This window comes from Bacillus cereus group sp. MYBK245-2, assembly GCF_051916145.1.
In the GTDB taxonomy this organism is placed as follows: Bacteria; Bacillota; Bacilli; order Bacillales; family Bacillaceae_G; genus Bacillus_A; species Bacillus_A pacificus.
In genome coordinates, this window is the sequence record NZ_JBQAGB010000004.1 from 148,705 (window position 1) to 161,897 (window position 13,193).

Consider the following 13,193-nt stretch of genomic DNA (forward strand, 5'->3'; position numbering starts at 1 on the left):
TCCATTTACCCCCTTGTTTTTCAGAAAGATTCTATCAATTCTAATTTTCTGTTAATTTATATTAAAAAAATAATTAAACTACCTGCCGCTAAATGAAGGCTTACGTTTTTCTAAAAACGCTGCTACACCTTCTCTTCCATCTTCACTCGTAAATACTTCACCAAAGATTTGAGCTTCGCGTTGTACACCTTCATAATAATGAGACGATTTCGTTGTTTGCAATAACTCTAGTACAGCACGAGTCGTCGCTGGGCTTTTTCCAGCAATCTGTTTTGCAACTTTAAGCGTATCATCTAAAAATGTTTCTTCAGCAAAAACTCCGTTAACTAGTCCCCATTTTAATGCTTCTGCACCAGTAATCGGTGTACTTGTTAACATCATTTCACAAGCTTTCGCTTTCCCAACATAACGTGGTAATCGCTGTGTACCTGCAAATCCAGGAATTAATCCAAGTGTTAATTCAGGTAAACCAAGTTTTGCACTTTCAGTTGCAAAGCGCATGTGGCAAGACATAGCAAACTCAAGGCCGCCGCCAAGTGCCGCTCCATGAATTGCCGCGATAACTGGTTTTGAACATTTTTCAACGCGCTCAAACGTAACTTGTCCAAGCTGCGCTAATTCAGTCGCTTGCTTCGCTTCAGTAACAGATGTAAATTCTTTAATATCTGCTCCCGCCGAGAAGAAACGCCCTTCACCGTGAATAACAACAACACGAATGTTATCATCCTTCTCCACTTGATCAATTAATTCAGTAACGTCATGCATAACTTGTGAAGACATCGCGTTAGCTGGCGCATGATTTAACGTAGCCACCGCGATATGATCTTCAACTCTTACAGATAGGAATTTCAACATGATCCCTCCCATTATTGACGATAACCACAAGCTGCAATAAGTAGCCCATGTACCGTTTTTGAAAGTGCGACCAGATCATACTTATGATCGCTCATTACCCAATTGGTCACAACTTCATCTACTGTTCCAAAGATCATTTGTCTTGCCACGCGAACATTTAAATCCGCTTGGAATTCACCTTGCTTTATACCTGTCTCTAAAATCTCATCAATAACTTGTAAGTAGCCTTTTAATACTTCATTTATTTTTAGGCGTAAGTCTTGATTGGACTGTCTTAGCTCTAATTGCGTAACGATAGCAAGAGGATCATTTTGCGACAACAGCAAGAAGTGCGTTTCTACCAACATGAATAACTTCGATACAGCGCTTTCAATTCCTGCTGTTTTTTGACGAATTGTTTCGACAAATTCTCCCATCTTCTCTTGGAATAAGGATATTAATATATCTTCTTTATTTTTAAAATATAAATAAATCGTACCATCAGCTACCCCAGCTTGCTTTGCTATTTTAGAAACTTGCGCTTGATGGTACCCATTCTCCGCAATCACAATGACTGCCGCATCAATAATTTGATTGTATTTCGGTCTATTTTTCTTCACTTTACTGTCCCCTTCAAGAAGATGACTGAATGAATAGTCATTCATATTCTTATAATACTGACTATTTAGAAAAGTGTCAATCCCATTTTTTCAAAAAGAAAGGGCCTTAGCCCGTTTGCTCATCCTCATTCTTTCTTTTCTCTTCCTCAATTAGGACACGGCGTAAAATTTTTCCGACTGTCGTTTTCGGCAGTTCATCTCTAAACTCATATACTTTCGGCACTTTATAGGCCGCTAAATATTTACGAGCAAACTGATTTAATTCTTCCTCAGAACACTCCGTACCTTCTTTTAACACAACAAACGCTTTAACTGTCTCTCCCCTATACGGATCAGGAACTCCAATCGTCACTACTTCTTGCACTTTTTCATGCTCATATAATACTTCTTCTACTTCACGAGGATACACATTAAATCCACTCGCAACAATCATATCTTTCTTACGATCTTTCACATAGAAAAAGCCATCTTCATCCATGTAGCCAACGTCCCCTGTATGGAGCCATCCATCTTGCAGTACAGCTGCTGTTTCTTCTGGCTTATTCCAATATCCTTTCATAATTTGAGGGCCTTTTACTACAATTTCACCGATTTCTCCCGGTGGTAATGCCTCACCAGTTTCAAGCGACATAATCATTGCTTCTGTATCTGGCCACGGAACTCCAATGCTACCTGGCACTCGCTTTTCCCATAAAAAATTACTATGTGTAACTGGAGATGATTCCGTTAAGCCATATCCCTCTACTAATTTACCCCCTGTAACTGTTTCGAACTTTTCCTGTACTTCTACTGGTAGTGGTGCTGATCCACTAATACAAGCACGAATAGACGAAATATCGTATTCTTTTAAAAGCGGGCTATTTAAAAGAGCAATATAAATAGTTGGTGCTCCTGGAAACAATGTCACTTTATGCTTCTTAATCGCTTCAAAAACCATTTTCATATCAAATTTTGGAATAAGAACCATTTTGTATCCTTGCATAATACTTAAATTCATGACAGCCGTCATGCCATACACGTGGAAAAACGGAAGAACCCCAAGAACGACTTCTTCTCCTTCTTTGCAATTATATAACCATTGAACTCCCATCAAAGTGTTAGAAACGAGGTTTTTATGTGTTAACATAACGCCTTTCGGAAATCCAGTTGTTCCTCCTGTGTACTGTAAAAGAGCTAGATCATTTTCAGGATCACAAGGCACCTCAACACCTGTATTCACTTCTTTTTCTACTGAGTTCCAAAGGTGAATCGTTTCACTCTCTGATACTTTCACAACTAAATTCGACTGTTTTTTCTGCACAAATGGATACAATAGATTTTTAGGGAAGGGTAAAAAGTCCGCAATACGCGTTACGATAATATGCTCAACTTTTGTAGCAGATTGAACATTCGTTACTCTTGGAAATACTAAATCGAGGCAAAGAATGACTTTTGCTCCCGAATCATGAAGCTGATATTCTAATTCTCTTTCTGTATATAGTGGATTTGTTTGTACTACGATACCTCCTGCAAGTAATGTACCGTAATAACCAATTACAGCTTGCGGACAATTCGGCAACATAATTGCAACTCGATCACCCTTTTCCACACCGAGCTTTTGAAGATAATTTGCAAATCTCTTCACCTTATCATGAAAGTCTGAAAATGTAATATCCTTCCCTAAAAAGTGAAGCGCTTTCTTTTCTGGGTAGCGAGAAGCCATCTGTTCTACATATTTATGAAGCGACTGAATATCATAAGAAATTGTACTTGGAATTTCCTCTGGATAATTTTTCAACCATGGTTTTTCCACCTTCATTCCCCCTTCAAATACATAAAAATAAATGAATGTTCATTCATGAGGTTGTTTTCATTATATTATAGTCACCATAACGTTACAATCATAATATTCTGACTTTTGTATAACTATGCTTCATTCCATTAACTTCTTATTATATGTACAAACTCTCCTAATCTATAAAAAATAAGAGAGTTATTTTTTTAGCTTAATCTTATTATCGTTAACACAGCTCCTGGTGTAGTTGTTGATAATGTTGCAACAGCTAACAAACCAAATAATTGCAAGCTAATAGCATCTCCTGCTGCGAGAGTTGTAATAATTGTTGCGCTAAATGATGTGGTTGCTACAGCAGGAGAATTTATCGTCCCAGCAAGGGGTGCTCCATTAATTGTAATTCGTGAACTGACCAATAATGAAGCTGTTATATTAATCGAATATGAAATATAATAATTCCCAGCATTTGCAACCGTAAATACTGTATTTCCCCCGGAAACCGTAATACCAGGACCGATATTTTGATTATTCGGAAGCGGGACATTCGTTCCACCGAGAAGTACCGATATCGCTGTTCCCGACGTATTATTTGCAAATGCATACGTCGCCGTGATACTTGTACCTGTTACTCCCGTCGCTCCGGTCGGACCTGTTGCTCCCGTTATTCCTGTCGCTCCCGTTGGACCCGTTACTCCCGTTATTCCTGTCGCTCCGGTCGGACCTGTTGCTCCCGTTGCTCCCGTTACTCCTGTCGCTCCCGTTGCTCCCGTTGCTCCCGTTATTCCTGTCACTCCGGTTGGACCTGTTGCTCCGGTTGCTCCCGTTACTCCCGTCACTCCCGTTGCTCCCGTTGGACCCGTTGCTCCCGTTATTCCTGTCGCTCCCGTTGAACCTGTCACTCCGGTTGGACCTGTCACTCCGGTTGGACCTGTTGCTCCCGTTATTCCTGTCACTCCCGTTGGACCTGTTGCTCCCGTTGGACCCGTCGCCCCAGTTGGACCCGTTGCTCCCGTTATTCCTGTCGCTCCGGTCGGACCTGTTGCTCCCGTTGAACCTGTTGCTCCGGTTACTCCCGTCGCTCCCGTTATTCCTGTCACTCCCGTTGGACCTGTTGCTCCCGTTATTCCTGTCACTCCGGTTGGACCTGTTGCTCCCGTTGGACCCGTCGCCCCAGTTGGACCTGTCGCTCCCGTTGGACCTGTTGCTCCCGTTGGACCTGTCGCTCCCGTTGGACCCGTTGCTCCCGTCGGACCAGTTGGACCTAGCTTAGGCACTGTCCCATCGCAACTAAAACAACACGAATCAACATGTACACCATTTTGATTATTACACTCACAATACCCATTTATATTATTGCGCCATGAAGACATGTTGATCCCCTCCTTCAAATTCAATCTTTTAAGTATAAGCAACAAATAAAAAAACACCTATCAAATACCCCAGAATAACTTTACTCCGTACATTCTAATAATTATTACATGCGATTTTTACCCCTTTTGCTTGTACTTTTGCCTTCTTACTCAAACGAAATTCTTTTTCTTAATAAAACCACTTGATGTTCTCGTACTTGGAGCACCTTATTTCTTATAGTTGATGAGGGAGAGTGGGAAGAAAGTTAATAAAAAAGAGGCTTCTTGTTAGGAGTCTTCTTTTTTATTTGTTCTTATAGGCCAAAAGGAAACTATCTTTTTTTCACGAATGTAACCTATGAACATAACTAGGAGGGATAACTATGTACCAAACAATTGAAGGCTTCTTGCAATCATGGACATACGAGACTGAGTCTACTCAAAAAATGCTCGATGTACTAACAGATGAATCTTTGTCACAAGAAATCGCACCTGGGCACTGGACGTTAGGAAGAGTCGCTTGGCATATCGTGACGGCAATTCCTGTTATACTATCTGGCACAGGGCTAAAGTTTGAAGGAGAAACGAAAGATTATCCCGTACCAACTTCAGCAAAAACAATTGCAGGTGGATATCGTAAAGTGAATACAGCTTTTGTTGAAGCACTTCAAAGCGAATGGACGGATAAAGACTTAACTACTATTAATGACTTCTTTGGCCGCCCTATGCCAAATTCTATATTTTTAATGACACTCATTAATCATCAAAATCACCACCGCGGACAAATGACAGTTTTAATGCGCCAGGCTGGCTTAACAGTTCCTGGCGTATATGGTCCTGCAAAAGAAGAATGGGCTACAGCTGGAATGGAAGCTCCTAAAATGTAACTACAGAAAAAGACAAGGTGTTTACACATCTTGTATTTTTCTGTAACTTGTTTCATGTGAAACTATTTTACGTATTCTTATCATACAGTTATATCTTCCTTCTCTATATTTTTAATTCCGTAATATGCAATGGCAACTCCAATTGCTGCCAATGCTAGTTGAAGGGGAAGAAAAGTTGCCGTTGAAAACATTGGGGTGTTATTAATTGCAATTGATACAACGATAATTGATGAAACAATTGTAGTTGGCACTGAACGTTTACGCATTCCGAAATATAGTGGGATTAAACTTATTCCCGCAGTTGCAACGGCTAAAGGAACAAGGTTTATCCCTTCTTGCATCAATTGATCTACTGTGAATGAATGAGGAAGAATTGAAAAATAGCTATCTATCCCAAAGAAAACTCCTACTACTAAAATATTAGATAAAATAACTGTTATAAATGTTAATGTTGCTGTAATAATCAACTTACTAACCATCATTTTCTTTCGGTTAATTGGATAAGAAAACATAAGTAGTATTGTTTTGTTTTTATATTCACCAATTATTAACCTTGCGATTAACACACTACCAAAAATAATAAACGTTGCTCTTACTAATGTACTAGCCATTAACAAAACCATCTGTGGATCTCTTATTTCTGGATCACCTTCTATTTGAGAAACGATGCTCGTAAAGATCAGTAATGTCAGTATAGCGATATTTGCAATAATCGCTCCCCTTACATACCATCCAAGCTTAAACTTCTTCATTTCTAGCTTCATAAGACGTAGCATAATAGTCCTCCTTTCATTTGAAATTTAATCGATATAAATCGCTCCTGTTTTACTTAAAATCTTCATTTCGTTTTTCGCATCACCAATGGTTCCTGCTTTTACATGTTCTGTATTTTTATCTTTCTTAAGTCCTTTTACATTCACCATTACGTCAGACGAATTACTTTTAGCCGTAAGTTTTAAAGAAGTCGGAACACCTTTATACCGTACGCCAATATCTCCTGATTTTGTTTCTACAAATAACGATTTTCCTTCTTTCATATCCTTCAGTAATACTTCTCCCGATGTTGAAGTGATGTTCATATTTGAGTTACTTACATTTGTTATATAGTTATCACCAGTCGTAGACTTTATATTTAATTCTTGTACTGAACTATCTTTTACAGCTAACTCTCCACTTTGCGATATGAATTCACCTTTCTCAGCTGATAGTCCTACAACCATTTCATCTCCAGACTTGCTTTTTGTCACGATACTTTTTACTACTATATCGCTTATTTTCACATCACCCGATTTATTATTTAATACAATTTTATCTATTTCTTTCTTCGGAATAGCTATACATATACTATTTTTCTTCCTAAACGTGAAATCATTAAAAAATCTGGTCGCCTTTTGTTTTTGCTTAACTATAACTTTATTCCCTGCCTGTTCTATTTCGACAGGATCTACCTCTTTATCTAAACGTTTACCTTGAGCCGAAATGACTATTTTGTTAGCTTCTGTACTTTTAAATTCAATATCCCAGTTTTCATTGTCCACTTCTATTTCTTTTATATTATTTATCTCAAAAGACTTTTCTTTCTTAAAATCTTTCCCCTGAAATACTTTAAAACAAAAAAACGCACTAGCAATTGTAATGAATAATATTGCAATTACTATTATTTTTTTCACTATTCATACCCCAGTTCGTTATTGTTTTATGCTACATCGATCTTGTCGATTTTACGATACGATAAATAACTAATAAAAATTCCTAATAAACAGAGTACAATTGGGATAAATATAAAATCATACATACTTACTTGACCGCTTCCAGGACCTACGTTACTGTTCATTAGCATCCCAATTATTACTGCAGAAGTAATTGTTGTCGGTGTAGATTTCTTTCTCATCCCAAAAAATAAAGGAATTAAGCTTATACCAGATATCATAAATGCACTTATAAAGGTAGCTGGAACAGTAGCTATTATTTCACCCATCGTAATAGGTGTTTCAATTAACCCCATCATTGGGTTCATAAAAAATATGAGCAAACTAATAGTGAACGTAGCAATAATCATGCTGATAAAACAAAAACTAAAAACAATTGTTAATTTCGTCCTCATTAGCAATTTCCTTTGTAATGGGTACATAAACAATAGTTGCATTGTTTTGTTCTTATATTCATCAATTACTAAACGCGATAAAATGACTGCACTAAAAATAAGAAATGTCATTCTTATAAAAATGTTTGCTAAAGTCATATATTTTGTGAAATCAGTGAGGGCTGCGTCTACTTCACCTTTCACTCCCATCCCCATAAGACTTACCGCAGCAAAAATTGCTATAATACAAATTGCTACCCCTTTAAAATAACTAGATAATTTATGTTTCTTCCATTCAAGTTTCATCAATTTAAACATATAAACCAAGCCTCCATTACTGACATAACTATCTCTATGCTACTAACATTCTAATTCCAGCAGTAACTACGCTCATCATTCCTATCACTATTATAATTAACAACCATTTCCGCTCAGGTTTTCTATAATATAAAATTGCACTTATAAACATTACGATTAATCCACTCACTAGATTCACTAACAATCCATTAAGCATGAATGCCCTCTCCATCCATTACATTTAAGAAATACTCTTCTAAGGAACTATGTTTCTTATTCATACTTTCTATTTCCACATCGTTCATAATAAGTGCTTTTGAAATAGCCTGCTGCGTCGCCTTCAATTCATACACGCGAATCATATTTCCACTCATTATTTTGTAATTTTTTATACCGAGTTTATCTTCTAAAATATAAGCTGCACTCTTCACATCAAGAACAGTAATTTCAATGTACTCTGTTTGTTTTCCGTTAATACTCTGCATTGAAACTTCTTTTATTAGTTTTCCATTTTGAATTACACCAATTGTATCCGCCATTAGTTCCATCTCACCTAAAATATGACTAGAAACTAATAACGTAATGCCATATTCTTTGCAGAGCATTTTAAATAAGTCTCGTAACTCTTTAATACCAATTGGATCTAAACCGTTAATTGGCTCATCTAAAATGAGTAATTCTGGCTTTGTCATGATCGCCCTTGCAATACCAAGTCGTTGCTTCATCCCTAATGAAAAATTTTTTACTTTTTTATTATCGATCCCTTGCAATTTTACTAAATGTAAAGCATGGTCAATTGCGTTTTTATCGTAATAGCCCATATATTCACAATGTAATTCTAAGTTTTCTTTCGCCGTTAATTTATCATAAAAGATTGGAAATTCGATAATTGTCCCCATGCGCTTTAATACTTCATAAGATGTATCCGTTAACTTCTCACCGAAAATTTCAATATCACCGCTCGTCGGTTTTATTAAATTTGTGATCATTTTCATAATCGTTGTTTTACCAGCACCATTCGGTCCTAAGAAACCGTATATCTCTCCTTTTTTCACATGCATGTTAACGCTAGAAATAACTTCTTTCCCCTTAAACACTTTCGTTAACTGATTCGTTTTTAATATATATGTCATGTCGTTTTCTCCTTTCGCACTACTTTATACTTCTATAATAGACAACGGAAATCTCTTTTTTCTTACCCGTTCCTTACAAATTCCTTACGCTGAAAAAAAGCTTGTAGAATCTATTTCTCTACAAGCTAAAACTGCATCTTTGTTAATACAATTGTAAAAATTGTTTTTTCATACGGCTTACTAAAAAGATGTATTTCTCCGTCCATCGCTTCTACAAGCCTTTTCGTAATCGTTAAACCTAGACCGCTTCCTTGGTACAATCTATTTCTGGAATCTTCAAGTGTGTACATACGCTCAAACACTTTATCAATATGAGATTCATCAATTCCTTTTCCTGTATCCCATACATCTATATACACATTCGTTTCATCATCTCTTAACGTCATACCGAGCGTCTTTCCATCATCTCCATATGTAATTGCATTTGATATTAAATTATTCAATACTCTACCTAATACTTCTACATTTCCAAGTGCATATATATTTTTTTCTGGTATATTAATATGAACATGAAAACCTTTCGTCGTCACTAAATCATAAAAAGATAAAATTTTCTCACGGCAAACTTCATTCATATTTACTTTTGTCATCTCGATTGCCTTGTCACCAGATTCTAGTTTTGCTAAATCAAAAAACTTATGAATCAGTTCCATTACTTCTAATGTTTTCACATGCACCTTTTCAAGTAATATTTGTTGTTCTTCTTCGTTTATCGTTTTATCCTTATTTAACATTTCTGTATATCCAAGAATAACTGTTAGTGGTGTTTTCAAGTCATGTGAAATATTTGAAAGCATTTTTCTCATCGAAATTTCTACTTTCGCATGATCAGCATTCGTTTTCTGTTTCGCATCTAACAATTGATTAATTGCCACTAACAACTTTTGCAATTCTAGATCATCTGTCATAACGAGTAACTTCTCGCCTGTTTTTTCATTAACAATACTTTCTAATTTTTCATATGTGTATCGCAAATTTTTGCTATTATTTTTCCTCATTTTATATTGTAGATAAATGACACATAACAATATAAAAATAATACCTATTAACAAATTGACCATATTACATCACGTCCAGCTTGTAACCGATACCCCATAACGTTTTAATGTATTCTGGATTAGATGGATCACTTTCGATTTTCTCACGCAATCTTCTCATATGAACATTAATAACGTTATCGTCACCGTAATACTCTTCGTTCCAAATTAGCGTATATATTTGTGCTTTCGTAAATACACGATTTTGATTCTTTACAAACAGTTTTAAAATCTCAAATTCTTTTAAAGTAAGTTTGAGAGGCTTCCCGTTTTTTTCCACAGTAAAATTAATTGGATCGATTGTTAAATCGCCAATTTGAATCATCTTTTCTGTTGTTTCTGTAGCTGAATATTTCGTAGACCTCCGAATACCCGCTTTTACACGCGCCGCCAATTCAATCATAGAAAACGGCTTACAAATGTAATCATCTGCTCCTAGTCCTAATCCAACAGCTTTATCAACATCTGTATCTTTTGCCGACATCATTAAAATCGGTACTGCACTTTTTTCTCGAATGATTCGTACAACCTCTAAGCCATCTAACTTTGGCATCATAATGTCGAGGATAATCAAATCAAATGAACCTTGTAAATATGTGTTCACGCCTTCCTCTCCATCAGACGCGATTGTAACTTGAAAGCCCTCTTTTATTAAATACTTCTGCACCATCTCTTGAATTGAAATATCATCTTCCACTAATAAAATATGATGTGACATATATCTATCCCCTTTTTTACAAACATTAACATTTTAATTGTATCGTAACTACTACAGACTGGAAACAATTATATGAATTTTCAAACCAACTTCCCTTCCTTCCATAACAATGATATGATGAAATTTACTACGATAGTTCATAATTAACTTTATATAAAGGAGACTTATCATGTCAGAAAACAAAAAAGTAAGCTTAGCTGATTTAATGCGTGAACAACTTGCAAAGAAAAAGCAAGGTAACGGTAATGGTCAAAATACAAAAAACCAAAGCCAAGAAACAAAAAAACTACAAAACCAACAAACAAAGAAAACAAACAACCAACGTAGACGTACAGGTGTATAAATGAACGGACAAAAACGTTCTAATATCGTACCCGGCCTTGAAGTTGATATTGTATTAAAACAAAATCAACGAACTGGCAAATTAACACGTGGCATTGTAAAAGATATTTTAACGAACTCCCCTTCTCATCCGCATGGCATTAAAGTGCGCTTGCAGGACGGGCAAGTCGGCAGAGTACAAAATATCGTTCAATAAGAAAAGGAGCTCAACTAAACTCGAGCTCCTTTTTCTTTATTACCCTTTAATTTTCTCAATGAAAACTACTTTTAAATAGTCTCCTTCTTTAAATTGATCGATTGTACGGAAATCTTCTGGTAAAGAATGTTCTTCTAATATTTTATATTTGCCATTCATTTCTTTAAATGCTGTATCGATAAAGCCTTTAAACTTTTTCATATCGAATGCGCTACAATTTGTTGAAGCAACGATAATCCCGTTATTTTCTGTAATGGCAATTGTTTCTTTTAATAAGTTTTTATAATCTTTCGCTGCACTAAATGTATATTTTTTTGAACGCGCAAAGCTTGGAGGGTCAAGTACGACCATATCAAATTTCATTTTTTTCTTCGCTGCATATTTGAAGTAAAGAAATACATCTTCTACAATGATATCTTGCGCTTCATAATCAACTTCATTTACACTGAACTGCTCAATCGTTTTACTTAAACTACGATTTGCAAGGTCGACACTCGTCGTTTTGCTCGCTCCACCAAGCGCTGCAAATACAGAAAAGGCACCTGTATAAGAGAACATATTTAACACTGTTCTTCCCTTCGCATACTTATCACGAATTTGTTTTCGCACGTTACGCTGATCTAAAAATACCCCAACCATCGCTCCGTCATTTAAATAAACAGCAAAGTTCACACCATTCTCTTTTACGATAAGCGGGAACTCACCGCGCTCTCCTGCTACAAAATCATCGCCTTCAATGTATTTTCCTTTCGTATCAAAGCGCTTCTTCTCATAAATACCTTTAAAATTTGCTACTTTTTGAAGAGCTGCTATAATCTCATCTCTGAAAGTATAAATCCCTTCGCTATACCAACTTACTACATAATAGCCGTCATAATAATCGATGATTAAGCCTCCAAGCCCATCACCCTCACCGTTTAGGGCGCGGAATGCTGTCGTATCACTTGATTTGTAAAATTGCTTTCGTTTATGTAAGGCAGATTTTATTTTACTTTCAAAGAAAGATTGATTAATTTGTTCACTCTCTTTTCTCGTTAAAATCCAGCCGTATCCTTTATTTTGTTTTCCATAATAACCTTTTCCGACAAAGTGGTTCTTCTCATCTACCACTTTAATGATTGTTCCTTCTTCCTGAACATCATTTAAATTTTGAATCGCATCTTTTAAAATAAGCGGATATCCACTTTTAATTTCTTTTATAAATTTCGGTTTTATTTTTACAGTTACTTCTGATCGCATATAAAAACTTCCTTTCCATTTGCATGCTTTCTCTATAGGAAGCATTTGAAAAACGAGACTGAAAAAACAGCCTCGTTTCACTATACCATATTATTGCTTTGCTAGTACAACTCACTCATTCTCTCGCTTAACCGCCACCTATTTACTACATTTTGAAATGGAAATCTTACTGTCCAACATAATAGAAAAAATACTTATATATTTCATATTTACCATTGACAATGATAATGATTTTCATTATCATTTAATGTATATGAGTTCTCGAAAATAAAGTCTACAACTTATAGGAGGAATAAACATGATTATTGTTACAAATACAGCTAAAATCACAAAGGGAAATGGACATAAATTAATTGATCGTTTTAATAAAGTAGGTCAAGTCGAAACAATGCCAGGATTTTTAGGATTAGAAGTTCTTCTAACGCAAAATACAGTTGATTATGACGAGGTAACAATTAGCACGCGCTGGAATGCAAAAGAAGATTTCCAAGGTTGGACAAAGAGCCCAGCATTTAAAGCAGCTCACTCACATCAAGGCGGAATGCCAGATTATATTCTCGATAATAAAATCTCTTACTATGATGTGAAAGTTGTACGTATGCCAATGGCTGCAGCACAGTAAAAACTGTTTTTTAAAAGTATAGAATATGAGAAGCGTTACCACTTCTCATATTCTATACTTTT

General features: G+C 36.0%; 16 protein-coding genes. 4 read left to right on the forward strand and 12 right to left on the reverse strand.

The window, feature by feature from the left end; genetic code table 11:
• Positions 1 to 78 precede the first annotated feature (78 nt).
• The 4 genes from ACTFRN_RS09620 to ACTFRN_RS09635 all read right to left on the reverse strand — a co-directional run bounded on the left by ACTFRN_RS09620 (position 79) and on the right by ACTFRN_RS09635 (position 4,598).
• Positions 79 to 855, reverse strand: coding sequence for an enoyl-CoA hydratase (locus ACTFRN_RS09620; RefSeq protein ID WP_000911295.1), 777 nt, complete (start codon positions 853 to 855; stop codon positions 79 to 81).
• Positions 856 to 866: 11 nt separating this feature from the next.
• A complete protein-coding gene (locus ACTFRN_RS09625; protein ID WP_000742222.1) occupies positions 867 to 1,454 on the reverse strand; it encodes a TetR/AcrR family transcriptional regulator in 588 nt (195 codons plus the stop codon).
• Between the two features lie 106 nt (positions 1,455 to 1,560).
• On the reverse strand, positions 1,561 to 3,246 hold the full coding sequence (locus tag ACTFRN_RS09630) for a long-chain-fatty-acid--CoA ligase (protein WP_124878177.1): 1,686 nt from the start codon (positions 3,244 to 3,246) through the stop codon (positions 1,561 to 1,563).
• A gap of 188 nt (positions 3,247 to 3,434) precedes the next feature.
• Positions 3,435 to 4,598, reverse strand: coding sequence for a BclA C-terminal domain-containing protein (locus ACTFRN_RS09635; RefSeq protein ID WP_088106389.1), 1,164 nt, complete (start codon positions 4,596 to 4,598; stop codon positions 3,435 to 3,437).
• Between the two features lie 362 nt (positions 4,599 to 4,960).
• Here ACTFRN_RS09635 and ACTFRN_RS09640 point away from each other — a divergent pair, with 362 nt between their 5' ends.
• A complete protein-coding gene (locus ACTFRN_RS09640) occupies positions 4,961 to 5,464 on the forward strand; it encodes a DinB family protein (protein ID WP_014893493.1) in 504 nt (167 codons plus the stop codon).
• An 80-nt stretch (positions 5,465 to 5,544) separates the two neighbouring features.
• Here ACTFRN_RS09640 and ACTFRN_RS09645 read toward each other — a convergent pair whose 3' ends face one another.
• The 7 genes from ACTFRN_RS09645 to ACTFRN_RS09675 all read right to left on the reverse strand — a co-directional run bounded on the left by ACTFRN_RS09645 (position 5,545) and on the right by ACTFRN_RS09675 (position 10,732).
• Positions 5,545 to 6,240 (reverse strand): ABC transporter permease, encoded by a 696-nt coding sequence (locus tag ACTFRN_RS09645; RefSeq protein WP_000945204.1) that lies wholly within the window; start codon positions 6,238 to 6,240, stop codon positions 5,545 to 5,547.
• Between the two features lie 24 nt (positions 6,241 to 6,264).
• Positions 6,265 to 7,134, reverse strand: coding sequence for a DUF4097 family beta strand repeat-containing protein (locus ACTFRN_RS09650; RefSeq protein WP_088106388.1), 870 nt, complete (start codon positions 7,132 to 7,134; stop codon positions 6,265 to 6,267).
• Between the two features lie 26 nt (positions 7,135 to 7,160).
• Positions 7,161 to 7,865, reverse strand: coding sequence for an ABC transporter permease (locus tag ACTFRN_RS09655; protein ID WP_000475538.1), 705 nt, complete (start codon positions 7,863 to 7,865; stop codon positions 7,161 to 7,163).
• A gap of 34 nt (positions 7,866 to 7,899) precedes the next feature.
• Complete coding sequence (locus ACTFRN_RS09660) at positions 7,900 to 8,061, reverse strand: hypothetical protein (protein ID WP_000931764.1); 162 nt, start codon at positions 8,059 to 8,061, stop codon at positions 7,900 to 7,902.
• Positions 8,054 to 8,977, reverse strand: a complete 924-nt coding sequence (locus tag ACTFRN_RS09665) for an ABC transporter ATP-binding protein (RefSeq protein ID WP_440038093.1) — start codon at positions 8,975 to 8,977, stop codon at positions 8,054 to 8,056. Before ACTFRN_RS09665 ends, ACTFRN_RS09660 begins: the two co-directional genes overlap by 8 nt.
• Positions 8,978 to 9,102: 125 nt before the next feature.
• On the reverse strand, positions 9,103 to 10,038 hold the full coding sequence (locus tag ACTFRN_RS09670; protein ID WP_014893492.1) for a HAMP domain-containing histidine kinase: 936 nt from the start codon (positions 10,036 to 10,038) through the stop codon (positions 9,103 to 9,105).
• A 1-nt stretch (position 10,039) separates the two neighbouring features.
• Positions 10,040 to 10,732 carry a response regulator transcription factor gene (locus tag ACTFRN_RS09675; RefSeq protein ID WP_000018053.1) on the reverse strand — a complete coding sequence of 231 codons (693 nt, stop codon included), beginning with the start codon at positions 10,730 to 10,732 and terminating at the stop codon, positions 10,040 to 10,042.
• Between the two features lie 169 nt (positions 10,733 to 10,901).
• Here ACTFRN_RS09675 and ACTFRN_RS09680 point away from each other — a divergent pair, with 169 nt between their 5' ends.
• On the forward strand, positions 10,902 to 11,075 hold the full coding sequence (locus ACTFRN_RS09680) for a hypothetical protein (RefSeq protein ID WP_001293581.1): 174 nt from the start codon (positions 10,902 to 10,904) through the stop codon (positions 11,073 to 11,075).
• Entirely contained in the window at positions 11,076 to 11,270 is a 195-nt protein-coding gene (locus ACTFRN_RS09685) for a YwbE family protein (protein WP_001014318.1), read from the forward strand.
• A 39-nt stretch (positions 11,271 to 11,309) separates the two neighbouring features.
• Here the strand turns inward: ACTFRN_RS09685 and ACTFRN_RS09690 are convergent, their stop codons facing one another.
• The gene (locus tag ACTFRN_RS09690) at positions 11,310 to 12,509 is read right to left on the reverse strand and encodes a class I SAM-dependent rRNA methyltransferase (protein ID WP_001255958.1); all 1,200 of its coding nucleotides are present in this window, start codon (positions 12,507 to 12,509) and stop codon (positions 11,310 to 11,312) included.
• A 298-nt stretch (positions 12,510 to 12,807) separates the two neighbouring features.
• Between ACTFRN_RS09690 and isdG the strand changes: the two genes are divergently transcribed.
• Positions 12,808 to 13,131, forward strand: coding sequence for a heme oxygenase (gene isdG, locus ACTFRN_RS09695; RefSeq protein WP_000587815.1), 324 nt, complete (start codon positions 12,808 to 12,810; stop codon positions 13,129 to 13,131).
• Positions 13,132 to 13,193: the final 62 nt, after the last annotated feature.

What these genes read in the sequence shown, in the direction of transcription:
- ACTFRN_RS09620 (WP_000911295.1), bottom strand. Translation starts at nt 855, where the DNA reads ATGTTGAAATTCCTATCTGTAAGAGTTGAAGATCATATCGCGGTGGCT.
- ACTFRN_RS09635 (WP_088106389.1), bottom strand. Translation starts at nt 4,598, where the DNA reads ATGTCTTCATGGCGCAATAATATAAATGGGTATTGTGAGTGTAATAAT.
- ACTFRN_RS09640 (WP_014893493.1), top strand. Translation starts at nt 4,961, where the DNA reads ATGTACCAAACAATTGAAGGCTTCTTGCAATCATGGACATACGAGACT.
- ACTFRN_RS09645 (WP_000945204.1), bottom strand. Translation starts at nt 6,240, where the DNA reads ATGCTACGTCTTATGAAGCTAGAAATGAAGAAGTTTAAGCTTGGATGG.
- ACTFRN_RS09655 (WP_000475538.1), bottom strand. Translation starts at nt 7,865, where the DNA reads ATGTTTAAATTGATGAAACTTGAATGGAAGAAACATAAATTATCTAGT.
- ACTFRN_RS09660 (WP_000931764.1), bottom strand. Translation starts at nt 8,061, where the DNA reads ATGCTTAATGGATTGTTAGTGAATCTAGTGAGTGGATTAATCGTAATG.
- ACTFRN_RS09665 (WP_440038093.1), bottom strand. Translation starts at nt 8,977, where the DNA reads ATGACATATATATTAAAAACGAATCAGTTAACGAAAGTGTTTAAGGGG.
- ACTFRN_RS09670 (WP_014893492.1), bottom strand. Translation starts at nt 10,038, where the DNA reads ATGGTCAATTTGTTAATAGGTATTATTTTTATATTGTTATGTGTCATT.
- ACTFRN_RS09675 (WP_000018053.1), bottom strand. Translation starts at nt 10,732, where the DNA reads ATGTCACATCATATTTTATTAGTGGAAGATGATATTTCAATTCAAGAG.
- ACTFRN_RS09680 (WP_001293581.1), top strand. Translation starts at nt 10,902, where the DNA reads ATGTCAGAAAACAAAAAAGTAAGCTTAGCTGATTTAATGCGTGAACAA.
- ACTFRN_RS09685 (WP_001014318.1), top strand. Translation starts at nt 11,076, where the DNA reads ATGAACGGACAAAAACGTTCTAATATCGTACCCGGCCTTGAAGTTGAT.
- ACTFRN_RS09690 (WP_001255958.1), bottom strand. Translation starts at nt 12,509, where the DNA reads ATGCGATCAGAAGTAACTGTAAAAATAAAACCGAAATTTATAAAAGAA.
- isdG (WP_000587815.1), top strand. Translation starts at nt 12,808, where the DNA reads ATGATTATTGTTACAAATACAGCTAAAATCACAAAGGGAAATGGACAT.